This is a genomic window from Ruegeria sp. YKSF57 (genome assembly GCF_059612585.1).
On record NZ_JBXWQW010000009.1, the window covers coordinates 38,743 to 55,810 of the forward strand.

Below are 17,068 nucleotides of genomic sequence, written 5' to 3' on the forward strand. Positions count from 1 at the left end.
TTTGCTACAGAGGTGGTATTGTTGGCATTTCATTCCGATCTACGCTAGCGTTCGCCAAAACAAGGCCGAACCAATGGCCCTTCAGGCAGAAAAAGAGCAGGTTCATGGAAGCTGAGACGCTGGCGCTGGCGCAGGAGATCGATTTCTCCATGTGGGGGCTGTTTGCCCGCGCAACTTTTGTCGTGAAACTGGTGATGTTGATGCTGATCTTCGCGTCCTTCTGGTCGTGGGCCATCATCATACAGAAACTGATCAACTACCGAAAAGCTCGGGCGGAAGCCGAGGACTTCGACGAAGCCTTCTGGTCAGGCAATCCGCTCGACGAGCTTTTTGATCAGACAGGACCGCAACCGGACGGCAGTTCAGAAAAGATATTTGCCGCAGGGATGATCGAATGGCGCCGCTCTCATCGCAATGATGGCGGGATGATAGCGGGCGCACAGGCGCGCATCGACCGATCGATGGATGTTGCGATCGCCAAGGAGTCAGAAACACTGCAAAAGGGGTTGCCAATTCTTGCCACTGTCGGTTCGACTGCTCCGTTTATCGGCCTGTTCGGAACTGTCTGGGGCATCATGAACGCCTTTATCGAGATTGCCGAACAGCAGAATACTAACCTGGCCGTGGTCGCGCCTGGGATTGCCGAAGCGCTGATGGCTACAGGTTTTGGCCTGCTGGCGGCCATTCCGGCGGTGATCTTCTATAACAAACTGAGCGCCGACAGCGACCGGATCGTTTCTGGCTACGAGGCCTTTGCCGACGAGTTCGCAACCATCCTGTCACGTCAGTTGGACACCTGAGCCATGGGAGCTGCCGTCCAGCAAAAAAGTGGCACCGGGCGTCGGCGTGGTCGCCGACGCGGAAGTGTACGGCCGATGTCCGAGATTAACGTCACACCCTTTGTGGATGTGATGCTCGTGTTGCTTATAATTTTTATGGTGGCGGCGCCGCTGTTGACGGTCGGCGTGCCGGTAGATTTGCCGAAAACGGCAGCAACGGCACTGCCAAGCGACACCGAAGAGCCGCTGACTGTAACAATGACCGCAGATGGTAGTGTGCAGATTCAGACGACGGCTGTCGTCCGCGAGGAATTGATTGGAAAACTGCGCGCTATTGCGGCAGAGCGGTCGAGCGACAAGGTATTCTTGCGCGCGGATGGTGCCATTCCTTATGCGCAGGTGATGGAAGTCATGGGGGCGTTGAATGCGGGTGGTTTTTCGAATGTCGGCCTTGTGACGGATACCGGCGGGCCGACGCTGGATGACGGTTGAGAGTGAGGGCGCGGTTTGCAAACCGGTACCAAGATCTCTGGCGTCGCTCATGTGATTCTGATCGGATGGGCCTTGTTCGGCGGCACCTTCCGTTCCGAGCCATTGCCATTCGAAGTTCAGGATGTTTCCGTGATCTCGGCTGAGGAGTTCGCGGCCTTGACCGCTCCACAAGAGGCACCTGAAGTGTCGGATTCACTTGCGGCCCTTCAACAGCCCGACGTGCCAGATGACAAACCTTCCGCTCCGGAGCAGGTCGAAGGCGAACTGCCCCGCCCTGAACCAGAAACGCCGCCGGAGCCCCAGGCAGAAACAGCGCCTGAGCCGGTTCTGCCGACACCTGATCCCGAAGTATCTGAGGAGCTTCCAACTTTGCAGCAGCCCGAGCCAGAGGTTGTCGCCCTACCAGTCCCGCCGGGGAAAAAGCCAAAGCCGCGCCCGGCCGACAAGGTCGCTCCACAGCCAGTTGCGCCGCCACTGCCGGACGTGACGCCTGACGATGTGGAAACCCCGCCTGTTGCGCAGGATGAAGGTGCGGAAGAACAGCAAGAGCAGCAGGAGCAAACCGCCCAGGAGGAGGCGACGGATCAAATCGTGACCGAAGCGGAGCAAAGCAAGGAGCTTGCCCCTGACCGGTCTCCGCGCCCGGCGTCGAGGCGCCCGCAAGCGCCCAAGCCCGAGCAGGTCGCTGAAGCGGAGCAAAAGCCCGAAGCCAAACCAGAGTCCTCGTCGACGAATACGGATTCAACTGCGAGCAGTGACTCTGCGGTCGAGGATGCATTGAAGGAAGCTTTGGCAAGCGGACAGGACGGTGCGCCTGCACCGAGCGGCCCGCCGCTGACCGGCGGAGAGAAGGATGCTCTGCGCATCGCGGTTTCGAATTGCTGGAACGTCGGGTCCCTGTCGACAGAAGCGCTGAAAACAACAGTGATTGTATCAGTGGCAATGCAACAGGATGGTAAACCTGTCGCCAACAGCATTCGCCTACTTGAAAGTTCCGGCGGATCGACCGGAGCCGCGCAGCAGGCTTTCGAGGCGGCGCGTCGCGCGATCATTCGATGCGGTGCAAAAGGTTACAACCTGCCTGCCGATAAATATGGCCAGTGGCAGAGTATCGAGATTACATTCAACCCCGAGAGGATGCGGATCAAATGATGAAATTCCTGACGAGCCTCCTACTGGGTGCGGCGGTGCTCGCCATGCCCGCACTTGCACAGAACCAGCCGTTGCGGATCGAGATCACGGAAGGTGTGATCGAACCATTGCCTTACGCGCTTCCAGATTTTGTGCCCGACAACGCGGCGGCGGTGGAGTATGCGTCGCAGATTGCACGGGTCGTGGCTGCAGATCTCAGTGGAACAGGACTGTTTCGCGAAATTTCAGCGGACGCTTTTATCAGCCGGGTGAGCAGTTTCGAGGCCCCTGTCCAGTTCGCGGATTGGAAGGCGATCAACGCACAGGCGCTGGTAACCGGTGCGGTCAATGTCTCGGGGAATCGTCTGACCGTCCGGTTCCGGGTCTGGGATGTGTTTTCCGGTGCAGAACTCGGCGACGGTCTGCAATTCACCGGCACCTCGGACGGCTGGCGGCGTATGGCACACAAGGTCGCCGATCAGGTCTACAGCCGTATCACCGGTGAAGGGGCCTATTTTGACAGCCGCGTTGCCTTTGTTTCGGAAAGCGGCCCCAAAGACCAGCGCCGCAAGCGCTTGGCAATCATGGACTATGATGGCGCCAATGTTCAGTACCTGACCGATAGCGCCGCGATTGTTCTGGCCCCGCGATTTTCATCGTCTGGAGATCGGTTGTTATACACAAGTTATGAAAGCGGCGCACCGCGCATCTATGTGCTGGATATTGGCAGTGTGCAGCGAAGGGTGCTGCCAACTCAAGAAGGGACAATGAGCTTTGCCCCAAGGTTCTCTCCCGATGGCGGCACAGTTCTGTATTCTCTGTCCCAAGGCGGAAATACTGATCTTTGGAAGATGGACGTTGCCTCGGGTAACAGTGCCCGGCTCACCAGCGCTCCATCGATTGAAACCGCGCCCAGTTATTCTCCGGATGGCAGCCGGATCGTATTCGAAAGCGACCGCTCGGGTTCGCCGCAACTGTATATTATGTCAGCGGCTGGCGGCGATGCCACGCGGATCAGTTTCGGCCCAGGGCGCTATGGAACACCGGTATGGTCCCCGCGCGGTGACCTGATTGCCTTTACCAAGCAGAATGAAGGCCGTTTTCACATTGGGGTAATGCGAACCGACGGCAAGGAAGAACGCCTATTGACGGCCTCTTTTCTTGATGAAGGGCCAACATGGGCGCCGAATGGGCGAGTAATCATGTTCACGCGGGAAACGCAGGGTGCAGATGGGCGGTCAACGCTTTATTCAGTGGATATTTCGGGGCGCAACCTGAAGGCGGTTCGCACGCCGGATGGTGGCAGCGATCCAACGTGGTCACCCTTGCAGAAATAGCGGCATAACGACTGCGCGATCTCGTTCACAAGGGGCGGGCAGTGTGGTAAACAAAGACAAACAACAAACAAACCAAGAGGCGACTGGAAATGAACGTATTGAGCAAATTTGCCGCTCTAGGCGCGGTGGCGCTGCTTGCGGCGTGCAGCAACAACGACCCTTCAACATGGGGCAACGGTGGGGCAGGCGGGGCCGGTGGTGTATTGGCGCCGGGATCGGTCAGTGATCCGCACTCTCCAGCATATTTCCAGCAAGCCGTTGGTGATCGTGTACTGTTTGCGGTCGATCAATCGACTCTGTCGCCCGAGGCACAGGCGACGCTGCAAGCACAGGCGGAATGGCTGATGAGCAACCCTGACTATACCGCGATCATCGAAGGTCATGCGGACGAACAGGGCACACGTGAATACAACCTTGCTCTTGGTGCACGCCGTGCCAATGCGGCACGCGAGTTTCTGGTCTCGCGTGGTGTTGCGGGCAACCGCCTGACAACTATCAGCTATGGCAAGGAGCGACCGATTGAGATTTGCAGCGACGAGGCGTGCTATTCCAAGAACCGCCGGGCTGTTACGGTCCTGACCGGCGCAACTACAGGATAATTTCGATGCGCATCGCGGCTTTGGTTCTGGCAGCAGTTGTTTCCACGGCGGGCGTCGCCCGAGGGCAGGATCAGCAGACACTTGCGGATATTCGGCAGGAACTTACGGTTCTCCATGTGGAAATCCAGCGGCTCAAGCGCGAGTTTTCCACCACCGGGTCACCCTCGCCCAATCTGGCGGGCAGTTCGGTGTTGGAGCGCGTGGATGCAATCGAGGCTGAGTTGCAGCGGATTACGAAGCAGACCGAACAGCTGAACGCTCGAATTGACCGCGTAGTTATCGATGGTACGAACCGCATAGGTGACTTGGAGTTCCGGCTGGTCGAACTGGAAGGTGGCGATCTGGGAGCTTTGGGTGAGACGACCACGCTGGGCGGTGATACGGGCGGAGAGACAGCACCCGTCATTGCACCTGCACCGCCAACCTCTGTGGGTGAGCAACTGGCAATTGGTGAACGGTCCGAATTTGATGCCGCTACTCAGGCTTTGGCCGAAGGCGATTTTCAGAAGGCGGCCGATCTCCTTACAGACTTCGACCTTAATTATCCGGGTAGCCCCCTGTCGTCCGAAGCGCACCTGCGCCGCGGTCAGGCTTTGGAAGGTCTCGGTGACACTCGGGAAGCTGCACGCGCCTATCTGGCCAGTTTCACCGGCGATTCTGAAGGGCCTTTCGCGCCAGAGGCGCTATTTGAACTCGGCGCGGCGCTGGGGCGCTTGGGACAAACCGAACAGGCTTGCATCACGCTGGGTGAAGTCAACGTGCGGTTTCCGACATCGATCTCGGTGGCGGACGCCAGCCAGGAGATGGCGGCGCTGGGCTGTTCTTGACGCAGAGCAGCCATACATTTTCTAAAGAAATCCGGGCCGCGCTGCCACTCGATTTGCCGACGCGCCTGGGCGTCGCGGTGTCCGGTGGCGGAGACTCGGTTGCGCTACTGAACCTGTTGAGCGAGGCACTAAAAGCCGAGAATACCGAATTGCTTGCCGTCACTGTGGATCACGGCCTGCGCAAGGGTTCAGCCGCCGAGGCCGCTGGCGTGGCAGCCTTGGCCAAGACTATGGGGCTTGCCCATGACACCCTGCACTGGACAGGTTGGGATGGAACCGGGAATTTGCAGGACCAGGCGCGCCGGGCCCGTTACCGGCTGTTAGTCGATTGGGCCAAACGCAATGAGGTGACGGCGATTGCCTTGGGGCACACTGCGGACGATCAGGCGGAAACGGTTCTGATGCGGCTGGGGCGCGCATCGGGCGTTTCGGGATTGGCAGCCATGTCACGCATCCGCGAGCAGGGCGGAGTTCTGTTTTTGCGTCCTATGCTAGGGATCACACGGAACCGTTTGCGCCAGTATCTGTGCAGCAAGGATCTGGCATGGGTCGAGGACCCTTCGAATCGGGACGTTCAATTCGACCGGATCAAGGTGCGAAAATCGCTTCCAGAGTTTGAAACACTGGGGATCACGCCCCTGGTATTGGCCGAAGTTGCTCAAAACATGGCGCAGGCGCGCGACGCCTTGGACCATTATTTGCGCAAGGAAGCCGAAAAGCTCACAACAATTTCAGACGGGGATATTCTGGTCGACCGGCAAGGATTTGCAGCGTTGCCCGATGAAATTGCGCGGCGATTGATTGTCGCGATCGTTCGATGGATCGGTGGAGGAGATTATCCTCCACGCCGAGCTTCGGTGCGGCAGATTATGACGGCCATGGCAGAAGAAAAAACCGCTGTTCTGGGCGGTTGCCTATTTCTACCGGACGGCGGAAACATGCGTTTCTGTCGTGAATACAACGCAGTCCGTGATTGCGTTTGTTCAATTGATGCGGTTTGGGATCGGCGCTGGCACATCACTGGTCCGCTGGAAGTTGGAATTGAAGTGCGTGCTTTGGGTGCCAAAGGACTGAAGCAGGTTCCTGACTGGAGGGCTGTTGGTCGCCCGTATTCCACCATGCTTGCGACGCCATCCGTGTGGCGCGGTGAGGAATTGCGGTCGGCCCCGCTTGCCGGATTTGCCAACGGCTGGGAGGCGAAATTGCTTGCAAACGGCGAAGAGTTTTATGCATCGCTTTTATCGCATTGAACCTGCGGCAATCATCTCTATTTTAGTGGTCTAGCTGGCAACCTCCTTCAATGCCGAACGATTTGGGAGTATTTCCTTGGGCAACGCTCGTAATATCGCCTTTTGGGTCGTCCTTTTTCTGCTGATTCTGGCACTGTTCAACCTGTTCAGCGGGTCGGGCGGAACGCTCCAGAGCCATGAAAAGACCTATTCCGAATTTGTCTCTGCCGTGGACGCCGGTGACGTAAGCCGCGTGACGCTGGATGGCGAACAAATCCGATACCGGACCAATGACGGGCGCGACTATGTGACCATCAAACCGGGTGATGCCGAGGTGACCCAACTTTTGATCGGCAAGGACATTCCGGTTCGTGCGGAAAAACAGCAGCAATCCGGTTTCCAGTCATTCCTGATCACGCTTCTGCCCTTCCTGTTGCTGATCGGTGTCTGGGTCTATTTCATGAACCGGATGCAAGGCGGCGGCAAAGGTGGCGCGATGGGCTTTGGCAAATCCAAGGCCAAGATGCTGACCGAAAAGCATGGTCGCGTGACCTTTGACGATGTTGCCGGTATCGACGAGGCCAAGGAAGAGCTGGAAGAGATTGTCGAATTCCTGCGAAACCCGCAGAAGTTCAGCCGCCTTGGCGGTAAGATCCCCAAGGGCGCGCTGCTGGTTGGCCCTCCGGGTACCGGTAAGACGCTGCTGGCCCGTGCCATTGCGGGTGAGGCGGGCGTGCCGTTCTTCACCATCTCGGGTTCGGATTTTGTCGAAATGTTCGTTGGTGTGGGTGCGTCCCGCGTGCGCGACATGTTCGAGCAGGCGAAAAAGAATGCGCCCTGTATCGTGTTTATCGATGAGATTGACGCTGTGGGCCGCCATCGTGGCGCCGGGTATGGCGGCGGCAATGACGAGCGGGAACAAACGCTCAACCAGTTGCTGGTCGAAATGGACGGGTTTGAGGCCAACGAAGGTGTGATCATTCTGGCAGCCACCAACCGCAAGGACGTTCTGGACCCTGCGCTGTTGCGTCCAGGCCGGTTCGACCGTCAGGTCACGGTTGGCAATCCCGACATCAAGGGCCGTGAAAAGATTCTTGGTGTGCACGCACGCAAGACGCCGCTGGGCCCCGATGTCGACTTGCGCATCATCGCGCGCGGTACGCCAGGCTTCTCGGGTGCGGATCTGGCCAACCTCGTGAACGAGGCTGCACTGATGGCCGCGCGCGTGGGTCGCCGCTTTGTCACCATGGAAGATTTTGAAAACGCCAAGGACAAGGTGATGATGGGGGCCGAGCGCCGCTCGATGGTGCTCACTCAAGATCAAAAGGAAAAGACCGCCTATCACGAAGCCGGTCACGCTGTTGTCGGTCTGTCTCTGCCGTTGTGCGATCCCGTTTACAAAGCGACGATCATACCACGTGGGGGCGCATTGGGCATGGTCGTATCCCTGCCTGAAATGGATCGGCTGAATTATCACCGGGACGAATGCAAGCAAAAGCTGGCCATGACGATGGCGGGCAAAGCCGCCGAAGTCATCAAATACGGCGAGGATCACGTTTCGAACGGCCCGGCTGGCGACATCATGCAGGCCAGTCAGTTGGCGCGCGCCATGGTAATGCGTTGGGGTATGTCCGACAAGGTCGGCAATATCGACTATGCAGAGGCACATGAGGGATACCAAGGCAACACAGCCGGATTCTCGGTGTCGGCTCATACCAAGGAGCTGATCGAGGAAGAGGTGAAGCGCTTTATCCAAGAAGGCTATGAAAAGGCTCATGAGATCCTCAGTGAACGGAAAGAGGATTGGGAGAGACTGGCGCAAGGTCTGCTGGAATATGAAACGCTGACCGGTGACGAGATCAAGCGGGTCATGAATGGTGATTCCCCGCACGAGGGCGACGATGAAAGCGATGATTCGGATAAGGGGAACGCGCCCAGCGTCACGGCCATCCCCAAGACCAAGCCCAAAAAGACTCCGCCAGAGGGCGGAATGGAGCCGGAACCTACAACTTGATCAATGAGAGAGACCCGGGGATAATCCCGGGTTTTTTTCTACCGTCCTTGACCCCACGAACCGTTTGGAAGCGAATTTTGGTTTTGCCTGATTTATGGGAAACCAACTACTCTACTGTCCCGATCGGAATGGAGCTGCAACTCACACCGTTCGAAGAAAACTGAACGATCAGAAACTGATCACGTTTCCGATTTGAAACCTCAGATTTTAGCATACGCCGCTTCATAGCGTGATTATGTCGGAATCCATATCTTGCGCAATTGTACACAACGGTATGGGTTGTCCAGCGCCGACGCTTGGCGTCGGTTTTGCACGGACTTCAATCAGGGATCACGCCCAATGGCTTATAAATCCGATATCGAAATTGCCCGCGAGGCGAACAAGAAGCCGATTCAAGAGATCGGTGCGAAGCTGGGGATATCCAGCGATGACCTTCTGCCTTATGGCCACGACAAGGCGAAGGTGAGTCAGGACTTCATCAACTCGGTTCAGGGCCGCGAAAACGGCAAGCTGATCCTTGTGACTGCGATCAACCCGACGCCGGCGGGCGAGGGCAAGACCACCACGACCGTTGGTCTTGGCGATGGTCTGAACCGCATCGGCAAGAACGCGATGATCTGTATCCGCGAAGCGTCCTTGGGTCCGAACTTTGGCATGAAGGGCGGCGCTGCTGGCGGCGGATATGCGCAGGTTGTTCCGATGGAGGAGATGAACCTGCATTTCACCGGCGACTTCCATGCCATCACCTCGGCGCATTCGCTGCTGTCTGCAATGATTGACAACCACATCTACTGGGGCAACGAGCAGGCCATTGACATGCGCCGCGTTGTTTGGCGCCGCGTTGTCGACATGAACGACCGTGCTTTGCGTCAGATCACTTGTTCGCTGGGCGGCGTGTCGAACGGCTTCCCGCGGGAAGCGGGTTATGACATCACCGTGGCCTCCGAGGTCATGGCGATCCTGTGCCTGGCAAACGATCTGCAGGATCTGGAAAAGCGCCTGGGTGACATCATCGTGGCCTATCGCCGCGACAAGACGCCGGTTTATTGCCGCGATATCAAGGCCGAAGGCGCGATGACCGTTCTGCTGAAGGACGCGATGCAGCCGAACCTGGTGCAAACGCTGGAAAACAACCCCGCCTTCGTGCATGGTGGCCCGTTTGCCAACATCGCGCATGGCTGCAACTCGGTCATCGCCACCAAGACCGCACTGAAAGTGGCCGACTATGTCGTGACCGAGGCAGGCTTCGGGGCCGATCTGGGTGCCGAGAAGTTCATGAACATCAAATGCCGCAAGGCGGGTATCGCTCCGTCTGCGGTTGTGGTTGTTGCCACCGTGCGTGCGATGAAGATGAACGGCGGCGTGGCCAAGGCCGACCTGGGCGCGGAAAACGTCGATGCGGTCAAGAAAGGCTGTGCGAACCTCGGCCGTCACATCGAGAACGTCAAATCATTTGGCGTCCCGGTTGTGGTTGCCATCAACCACTTCGTCACCGACACCGATGCCGAGGTTGAGGCGGTCAAGGCTTATGTGGCCGAGCATGGATCCGAGGCGATTGTGTCGCGTCACTGGGAACTGGGTTCCGAAGGATCCGAGGCGTTGGCCCGCCGGGTGGCGGAAATTGCCGACGCCGATATGGCCAACTTTGCGCCTATCTATCCCGACAACATGCCACTGTTCGAAAAGATCGAAACCATCGCCAAGCGCATCTATCGCGCTGACGAGGTTCTGGCTGACAAGTCGATCCGCAACCAGTTAAAGGATTGGGAAGAGGCTGGCTATGGCAATCTGCCGGTCTGTATGGCGAAAACCCAGTATTCATTCTCGACCGATCCTAACCTGCGCGGCGCGCCCACGGGCCATTCGGTTCCGGTTCGCGAAGTGCGGTTGAGCGCCGGTGCTGGGTTCATCGTGGTTGTCTGCGGTGAGATCATGACCATGCCAGGCCTGCCGCGCAAGCCGGCGGCCGAGACGATCCGTCTCAATGACGCAGGTCAGATCGAGGGCTTGTTCTAAGCGTCGAAATACGCCAATCCGTGGCCCGGGACATCCCGGGCCACAGGAGATTCCAATGCCCCCTTTGACACCGCCGCAGGATTGCACAACGATGCGCGAGTTGCGGGTTCAGATCGACCGGATTGACCGGGACTTGATCGGAATGCTGGTGGCTCGCACGCGCTATATCGACCGTGCGACCGAACTGAAGCCGACTGAGGCCATGCCCGCCCGCATTCCGGCCCGCGTCGAAGAGGTGGTTCATAACGTCCGCGCTACCGCTGCCGTTTCTGGAATGGATCCGGATCTGGCCGAGCGTCTTTGGCGCATATTGATTGATTGGTCGATCGCCCGTGAAGAGCAGGTGATCGGCGCTGACTGAAAAGCGGCCTGCGCCGAGTTGCGCCCCGGGCCGAAGCTGATGGAAGGGATCGAAAATGGTCGCGCAAGTAATCGACGGAAAAGCCTTTGCCGCCACGGTACGCGAACAGGTGGCCGGTCAGGTTGCAAAACTGAAGGCAGAACACGGTATCACCCCCGGCCTGGCCGTGGTGCTGGTGGGTGAAGACCCGGCCAGCCAGGTCTATGTCCGCTCCAAGGGCAAGATGACCGTCGAGGTCGGAATGAACAGCTATGAGCACAAGCTGGATGTGGATACCTCCGAGGCGGACCTGCTGGCGCTGATCGACAAGCTGAACAATGATCCGGCCGTTCATGGCATTCTGGTGCAACTGCCGCTGCCCAAGCACCTGAACGAAGATCTGGTGATCAATTCAATCGACCCGGCCAAGGATGTGGACGGGTTCCACATCTCGAACGTGGGTCTGCTAGGCACCGGCCAGAAGTCGATGGTTCCCTGCACACCGCTGGGCTGCCTGATGATGCTGCGCGATCACCACGGATCTCTGTCGGGTATGGATGCGGTTGTCATCGGTCGCTCGAACATCGTGGGCAAGCCGATGGCGCAGCTGCTGCTGGGTGACAGCTGCACCGTGACCATCGCGCATTCGCGCACCAAGGACCTGCCGGATGTGGTGCGCCGCGCCGATATCGTTGTAGCCGCCGTTGGCCGCCCCGAGATGGTGCCCGGCGACTGGATCAAGGAAGGCGCCACCGTGATCGACGTGGGCATCAACCGCATCGAGCGGGATGGCAAGACCAAGCTGGTCGGCGACGTACATTATGAAAGCGCATCACAAGTCGCGGGCGCCATCACCCCGGTCCCCGGCGGCGTCGGCCCCATGACCATCGCTTGCCTGCTCGCAAACACCCTCACCGCCTGCTGCCGCGCAAACAAACTCCCCGAACCAGAAGGCCTAACCGCGTAATTCTGACCGGCCGGGCCGCCTAGAGAGTTTGCTCGCCGCACCACAGATTCGAATGAAATCTCGAGAACCGCCGCTGACGCCCTGTCGGCGGCGGTATTCGTTTTCTCAGGATTGGATATTAAATTATTCACATCTGAATGATCTACGGTTATGGAACCTGCATATCCCCCAGCAGGTTGAAATCGTTGAATTTGGGTGAACGAGAAGATGCTTCGGAGTGCATATCGGAAACTACGGCACGGCCTGTATGGCGTGGTCGTTCCCGCAATTGCCCTTGTTCTGGTCTTGGCCTTTTCCTTTGAGAATTTGGGTGGCGTCGATTTATCGATCTCCCGCAGGCTCGCTTTTTGGTTTGCATTGGTGGCGGCTTCGCTCATGATTGCACGCATTTCAATCCGATACGTCGAGAATGCGCGCGTTTTGTCCGGGCGGGCAATCAAAGATGTCGCTGTTGTCTTGATGTTCATGGTTTTATTTACGCCGTGGCTTTGGATTTCGGCTAGTTTGGTTTTTTCATATGCCGATGGCACTGATCCCATGTTTACAACAGTGACGAAATTCGGGGCTTTGTTCGCGATCGGCCTGGTGGTGGTGCGGCGCGGGCTTGTGGAAGCTCAGACTATGCCTGACGAAACCCCTGAACCTGCTAAGCCCAGATTGTATCGGCGTTTGCCAGAGGCGTTTGGCGGCGACATTCTTCGGCTGACGGCCACAGACCATTGTGTCGAGGTTGTCACGAGTGAGGGAACGCACACCATTAGAATCCGGTTCGGTGATGCCATCGATGAGATGGATCCGGTTCCGGGGTATTGTGCCCACCGATCTCATTGGGTCACCTCTGCTGCTATCCAGAGTTCGGAACGACGGAATGGCAAGATTGTATTGCGCTTGACGAACGGAGATCTGGTGCCGGTCGGCCGAAAATACCGCCCAAATCTGGAAGCAGCAGGAATCCTTTAGCGGGGCATTGGCACTGGTCTGGGTTGAGGGCCAGTGAGAATTGCGATTGCGTCCAGGGCAAAAAGCGAGGTCAAAGCGCTGGTGTCGCTGCGCAGCCCTCCAGTATAGGTGCCATATGCGGGCAGGATCAGGCGCACCGCATCCACAAGGAAAGCAGGCCTTGACACGCTTCGTCCACGGACACGAAGGGTGACTTTGGGATGAAAATGACCGGAAATCTCAGCCTTACTGCCAGAAGCCGCGATGTGTCGGAAGGTCAGTGGCCCGCATGCCCAATCGGACAGATGCGCACCGCCCATGTCGACGGGTCCAGGATCGTGGTTTCCTTCGATCCAGATCCAACGGCGGCCGGCTTGCAATGCCGCAATCTGCGCCCTTTCGGCTACCGGCATTTTTTCGGCTGCATCGAGGTCGTCGAAACTGTCTCCAAGGCAGACAACAGTGGACGCGCGAGACAGCGCAATATCGGCGGCAAGCCTGTCGACCGTATCCCGTGTTTCGTAAGGCGGCAAAAAAGCCCCGTAGCGGCGAGCAGCGCGTTCAGATTTTCCGAAATGAAGGTCTGAGACACAGAGTAATTTCTGTTCCGGCCACCATAGAGCACCGGACCCAAGGGCCACCAGTTTTTGCCCGAAAAATGAAAACTCAAACCCGTTCATGGTACGTTGCTATGCCTGACTGAAGTGAGTTTTCAACCCGAAATCGATTGCCCTCAAGGGGCGAGGCCCGCGTGCCGCAGAAGCATTTGACTTTCCTCGGCCAGCAGCCGCTCTTCGGCCTCGCCCCTAATTGCCACTTTCCCGACTTCCAGAAACAATGGAGCCGCCAGTGGAGAAATGTGGTTCAGGCGGATGAGATCAATCCTGCCGTCGACGCGTTCCAGCATCTCTTCGATCCGCGCGAAATCGACCAGTCCGCGCATGGCCTCCTCACGTGTGATCTGCAACAGCAAATGTTCGGGGTCATATTTGACCAAAGTGTCATAAAGGATATCTGATGAGAATGTGGCCTGCCGACCGGTCTTGCGTTGCCCCGCTATGTTGCGCTCGATCAGCCCTGCAATTGTTGCGCTGGTTCGAAATGTGCGTTTCATCAACTGATTGCCGGAGAACCATCGTTCCAAGCCGTTACGCAGCACCTCTACTTCAAGCAAAGATCGAGGATCGGAAACTTTATCCAATCCCCAGATCAGAGTTGCATAGTCGTTAGCGACAAAGCCAAGTGGCGCCAATCCCTGTTCCTCCATCTGCTTCGTCAACAGCAAGCCCAAGGTTTGTTGTCCGTTTCGACCGGCAAAACCAAAAACGCAGATATGTTCGCGCCCTTCGCTGGGAAAGCTTTCTATCAGCAGTCGACCTTGCCGGGGTAACTGCGAAACCTCGCGTTGCAGTGCCAGCCATTCGGCCGTGTGCGCGGGGAGTTGTGGCCAGTCGGGCTGCGCAAAGATGTCAAGAATGCGCGAACACAGTTGGGTGGATGTCGAGAATTTGCTTCCGGAAAACACTGCGATCTTTGGCTTTCGACTAGCCTGCCGGCTGACTTCGACGACCATTTCACGCAACCCCTCGTACCGCACGATCTGGCCGCCGATCAGAAATGTGTCACCGGGTGTCAGTGAGGCGGCAAAGCCTTCCTCCACTTCTCCCAACGGTTTTCCGCCTCTGTTTCGTTTCAGGCGGACCTTGAGCATGTCGGCGTCCTGAATCGTTCCGATGTTCATGCGTATCCGCTGTGCTGCGCGAGGGTCGCGCAGCTGCCACATACCGTTTGGTTGCTCCTGCAATCGCTGCCAACGGTCGTAAGCCTGTAAGGCGTAGCCGCCTGTCGCGCAGAAATCGAGACAGGCATCGAACTCTGTTCTACTCAAGTCGGAAAATGGCCCAGCTGCCGACATCTCGGTATAAAGCGCCTCGGAATCAAAGGGGCCCGATGCGGCTGCGATCAGAATATGCTGGCACAAGACATCGCGAGGACCACGGCCGCGTGGCTCGCCATCCAGATCGCGCGCTCGCACCGCCTCCAAAGCGGCAACGCATTCCACCACTTCAAAGCGGTTTGCGGGCACCAGCAACGCCTTGGAGGGTGCATTGTAGCGATGGTTCGCCCGTCCGATCCGTTGGACCAGCCGCTTGACGTTCTTGGGAGCGCCGATCTGGATCACCAGATCCACGTCGCCCCAATCGATCCCCAGATCCAATGAGCCAGTGCAGACGATGGCACGCAACTCTCCCCGCACCATCGCGGCTTCGACCCGTTCACGTTGTTGCCGGTCAAGGCTGCCGTGGTGTATACCAATCGGTAGCCGGTCATCGTTCGCCAACCACAGATTGTGAAAGAAGATTTCGGCCTGCGCTCTCGTATTGTGAAAGATCAGCGTGGTCTTGTGTTTCCTGACCTGTTCCAGAACGGCAGGGATCGCATAAGCCGCTCCTCCGCCGGACCACGGCGGTGCCTGACCGATTTCAAGCATCGAAATATCCGGGTCCGGCCCCGGGTCGGCCAGAACGATTTCGCAAGGATCGGGGTGGTGGGCAAGATAGGACGCGATCGATTGCGGATCCTCGACCGTGGCTGACAGGCCCACACGGCGCAGGTTTGGGCGCATGGATTGAAGCCTGGCCAGCGCCAGCATCAATTGGTCCCCGCGCTTGCTTTCTGCCAAGGCATGGATTTCATCGACGATCACCCGTTCCAAACCAGCAAAAACTCTTGGTGCGTCCTCATATGACGTCAGCAGAGCCAAGCTTTCAGGGGTCGTCAGCAGGACATGCGGCGGATCGGCGCGCTGACGTTTCTTCTGCGTCGCCGAAGTGTCGCCGGTTCGGTCTTCGACACGGATCGGCAGGCCGATTTCGTCCACTGGCGCGCGCAAGTTCCGTTTTATGTCCGCAGCCAAAGCCTTGAGTGGCGAGACATAAAGCGTGTGCAGCCCATAATGTGACCCATCGGCTAGTTCCGCGAGAGTCGGCAGAAAGCCGGCCATGGTCTTGCCTCCGCCAGTGGGCGCGACGAGCAATGCTCCAGGTTTCGCGGCTTTCTCGAAGAGTGCGATCTGATGCGGATGGATCGCCCAACCTTTCGACCTGAACCAGTTCAAGATAGGAGCGGGAATCATTACCATAAGATCAGACTATCCCGCACGGCCAACCGACTGAAACAACAGTCTCAAATTCTCGCTAGCCAGTGGTGCGCAAGAGCACAGTGACTGCGGCGTTTGTGCGATCTGCACCAATCCCTTTCGCGTGTTTTCGAATTGTTGGAAACATTCTCGGGACACTACATTTCCCTCTTGACCCTTCTTGGCCCCTCCCTTAAATGCCCTCTCACTTGTGGCGGAGTAGCTCAGTTGGTTAGAGCAGCGGAATCATAATCCGCGTGTCGGGGGTTCAAGTCCCTCCTCCGCTACCAAATACCCTGAAAACATTGTACGCTTTCAGATGGCTTTGCTCGCGCAGAGCCGCCGACCCATGCCTTGTCATGCAATCTCAAGGCCGGATCAGACTGACGCATTGATCTGATCGAGTGACGGGCGTGGCAAAGTGTCCAGAAAACGAAACACGTCTCTTCGGCACGTGGTTCCAGACCAATCCGGCGGGAAGAAGACAGCGGGCAGTTCCGGGTGTCTAAGGACCACGCGGCGCCATCGATGCACGATCAGAGTTCGCAGGGTTGCGGCCTGTAACGGCGTGGGTCGCCAGTTCGCAGGGCGAGCCTCAAGCACAGTCCGAATGGAGTGTTGTAGGCTGTTGCACGCCTCTCGCAGGTCCGGAGGACAGAGGCGGTTTTGTAGCCAGACCGGTGCGGCGTGCGCCGAAACCTCAAAAACGGCCAGGTCTTCGCAATTCCTTGGAGCAGGGCCGGCGCCAAGCGCAACAGTTCGACCTAAGGCGGTATAGTCACTCGCCATCATCAGGTCATCCAGCGTGTGGACGCCAGGCCCATCTTCGGCGATCAACAGGTGCCATCGGTCTGGAATCTGAAGGTCGCGGGCGTAAATGCGCGGTGTGACCTGCGCCGATTGGGTTCTGCCAAATTCGCTGAGAAAGTGTTTGGATTCGCGCCCTGAGCGGACGCTTTCAATCCAGCCGTCCTTTCGAAGTCGATGCAATGCGACGCGTATAGCTTCGGGCTTGATACCCATCGGTTCGATGATCCGGCTTAGTGCGCCGCCAGAGATCCGTGCGTCGCGCTCCTGCGCCAAATCGCCGAAAAGGGACACGATAATGGACCAGACCCTCTGGTTCTGAGGGTCCGCCAATTCGGCTGCAGCATCTTCGAACCAGGTATTCCCATTCGTCATGAAGACAGATTAAACCTGTGCGACCGATAAGAAAATCCGATTATTTGTCGCCAAACAACGCGGGTCAGATTCGCGGG

Annotated in this window: 15 protein-coding genes and 1 tRNA gene; 13 read left to right on the forward strand and 3 right to left on the reverse strand. The window is 57.8% G+C overall.

Going from position 1 to position 17,068, the window contains the following annotated elements; all coding sequences use genetic code 11:
• Nucleotides 1-104: 104 nt before the first annotated feature.
• The 12 genes from tolQ (at nt 105) to AC2FLX_RS05635 (ending at nt 12,691) form a co-directional block, all read left to right on the forward strand.
• A complete protein-coding gene (gene tolQ, locus AC2FLX_RS05580; protein WP_480748004.1) occupies nt 105-800 on the forward strand; it encodes a protein TolQ in 696 nt (231 codons plus the stop codon).
• Nucleotides 801-803: 3 nt separating this feature from the next.
• Nucleotides 804-1,271: a protein TolR gene (gene tolR, locus AC2FLX_RS05585; RefSeq protein ID WP_496810255.1), complete on the forward strand. Its 468-nt coding sequence runs from the start codon at nt 804-806 to the stop codon at nt 1,269-1,271.
• 15 nt (nt 1,272-1,286) lie between these two features.
• Nucleotides 1,287-2,423 (forward strand): cell envelope integrity protein TolA, encoded by a 1,137-nt coding sequence (tolA, locus tag AC2FLX_RS05590; RefSeq protein ID WP_480748002.1) that lies wholly within the window; start codon nt 1,287-1,289, stop codon nt 2,421-2,423.
• Entirely contained in the window at nt 2,420-3,739 is a 1,320-nt protein-coding gene (gene tolB, locus AC2FLX_RS05595) for a Tol-Pal system beta propeller repeat protein TolB (protein ID WP_496810254.1), read from the forward strand. Before tolA ends, tolB begins: the two co-directional genes overlap by 4 nt.
• 89 nt (nt 3,740-3,828) lie before the next feature.
• On the forward strand, nt 3,829-4,338 hold the full coding sequence (pal, locus tag AC2FLX_RS05600; RefSeq protein ID WP_496810253.1) for a peptidoglycan-associated lipoprotein Pal: 510 nt from the start codon (nt 3,829-3,831) through the stop codon (nt 4,336-4,338).
• Nucleotides 4,339-4,343: 5 nt separating this feature from the next.
• Nucleotides 4,344-5,165, forward strand: a complete 822-nt coding sequence (gene ybgF, locus AC2FLX_RS05605; protein WP_496810252.1) for a tol-pal system protein YbgF — start codon at nt 4,344-4,346, stop codon at nt 5,163-5,165.
• Nucleotides 5,162-6,415 carry a tRNA lysidine(34) synthetase TilS gene (tilS, locus tag AC2FLX_RS05610; RefSeq protein ID WP_496810251.1) on the forward strand — a complete coding sequence of 418 codons (1,254 nt, stop codon included), beginning with the start codon at nt 5,162-5,164 and terminating at the stop codon, nt 6,413-6,415. The genes ybgF and tilS overlap by 4 nt, the downstream gene beginning before the upstream one ends.
• Nucleotides 6,416-6,491: 76 nt before the next feature.
• Nucleotides 6,492-8,408, forward strand: a complete 1,917-nt coding sequence (ftsH, locus tag AC2FLX_RS05615) for an ATP-dependent zinc metalloprotease FtsH (protein WP_480747997.1) — start codon at nt 6,492-6,494, stop codon at nt 8,406-8,408.
• Between the two features lie 339 nt (nt 8,409-8,747).
• A complete protein-coding gene (locus tag AC2FLX_RS05620) occupies nt 8,748-10,424 on the forward strand; it encodes a formate--tetrahydrofolate ligase (protein ID WP_480747996.1) in 1,677 nt (558 codons plus the stop codon).
• Between the two features lie 55 nt (nt 10,425-10,479).
• Complete coding sequence (locus AC2FLX_RS05625) at nt 10,480-10,785, forward strand: chorismate mutase (protein WP_480747995.1); 306 nt, start codon at nt 10,480-10,482, stop codon at nt 10,783-10,785.
• A gap of 55 nt (nt 10,786-10,840) precedes the next feature.
• Nucleotides 10,841-11,731 carry a bifunctional methylenetetrahydrofolate dehydrogenase/methenyltetrahydrofolate cyclohydrolase FolD gene (gene folD, locus AC2FLX_RS05630; protein WP_480747994.1) on the forward strand — a complete coding sequence of 297 codons (891 nt, stop codon included), beginning with the start codon at nt 10,841-10,843 and terminating at the stop codon, nt 11,729-11,731.
• A 195-nt stretch (nt 11,732-11,926) separates the two neighbouring features.
• Nucleotides 11,927-12,691, forward strand: a complete 765-nt coding sequence (locus AC2FLX_RS05635; RefSeq protein ID WP_480747993.1) for a LytTR family DNA-binding domain-containing protein — start codon at nt 11,927-11,929, stop codon at nt 12,689-12,691.
• Here the strand turns inward: AC2FLX_RS05635 and pdeM are convergent.
• Both pdeM and AC2FLX_RS05645 read right to left on the reverse strand, forming a co-directional pair.
• Nucleotides 12,688-13,350, reverse strand: coding sequence for a ligase-associated DNA damage response endonuclease PdeM (gene pdeM, locus AC2FLX_RS05640; protein WP_496810250.1), 663 nt, complete (start codon nt 13,348-13,350; stop codon nt 12,688-12,690). The two genes, AC2FLX_RS05635 and pdeM, sit on opposite strands and share 4 nt — an antisense overlap.
• Nucleotides 13,351-13,403: 53 nt before the next feature.
• A complete protein-coding gene (locus tag AC2FLX_RS05645) occupies nt 13,404-15,812 on the reverse strand; it encodes a ligase-associated DNA damage response DEXH box helicase (protein WP_496745867.1) in 2,409 nt (802 codons plus the stop codon).
• 210 nt (nt 15,813-16,022) lie between these two features.
• Here AC2FLX_RS05645 and AC2FLX_RS05650 point away from each other — a divergent pair.
• Nucleotides 16,023-16,099: transfer RNA gene (locus tag AC2FLX_RS05650), tRNA-Met, on the forward strand.
• Nucleotides 16,100-16,187: 88 nt separating this feature from the next.
• Here the strand turns inward: AC2FLX_RS05650 and AC2FLX_RS05655 are convergent.
• The gene (locus AC2FLX_RS05655) at nt 16,188-16,991 is read right to left on the reverse strand and encodes a PaaX family transcriptional regulator C-terminal domain-containing protein (protein ID WP_480747990.1); all 804 of its coding nucleotides are present in this window, start codon (nt 16,989-16,991) and stop codon (nt 16,188-16,190) included.
• Between the last annotated feature and the right edge of the window lie 77 nt (nt 16,992-17,068).

Bases quoted from the DNA above. Each gene is read 5' to 3' on its own strand.
- tolQ (WP_480748004.1), top strand. From the start codon at position 105: ATGGAAGCTGAGACGCTGGCGCTGGCGCAGGAGATCGATTTCTCCATG.
- tolR (WP_496810255.1), top strand. From the start codon at position 804: ATGGGAGCTGCCGTCCAGCAAAAAAGTGGCACCGGGCGTCGGCGTGGT.
- tolB (WP_496810254.1), top strand. From the start codon at position 2,420: ATGATGAAATTCCTGACGAGCCTCCTACTGGGTGCGGCGGTGCTCGCC.
- pal (WP_496810253.1), top strand. From the start codon at position 3,829: ATGAACGTATTGAGCAAATTTGCCGCTCTAGGCGCGGTGGCGCTGCTT.
- ybgF (WP_496810252.1), top strand. From the start codon at position 4,344: ATGCGCATCGCGGCTTTGGTTCTGGCAGCAGTTGTTTCCACGGCGGGC.
- AC2FLX_RS05620 (WP_480747996.1), top strand. From the start codon at position 8,748: ATGGCTTATAAATCCGATATCGAAATTGCCCGCGAGGCGAACAAGAAG.
- AC2FLX_RS05625 (WP_480747995.1), top strand. From the start codon at position 10,480: ATGCCCCCTTTGACACCGCCGCAGGATTGCACAACGATGCGCGAGTTG.
- folD (WP_480747994.1), top strand. From the start codon at position 10,841: ATGGTCGCGCAAGTAATCGACGGAAAAGCCTTTGCCGCCACGGTACGC.
- pdeM (WP_496810250.1), bottom strand. From the start codon at position 13,350: ATGAACGGGTTTGAGTTTTCATTTTTCGGGCAAAAACTGGTGGCCCTT.
- AC2FLX_RS05645 (WP_496745867.1), bottom strand. From the start codon at position 15,812: ATGGTAATGATTCCCGCTCCTATCTTGAACTGGTTCAGGTCGAAAGGT.
- AC2FLX_RS05655 (WP_480747990.1), bottom strand. From the start codon at position 16,991: ATGACGAATGGGAATACCTGGTTCGAAGATGCTGCAGCCGAATTGGCG.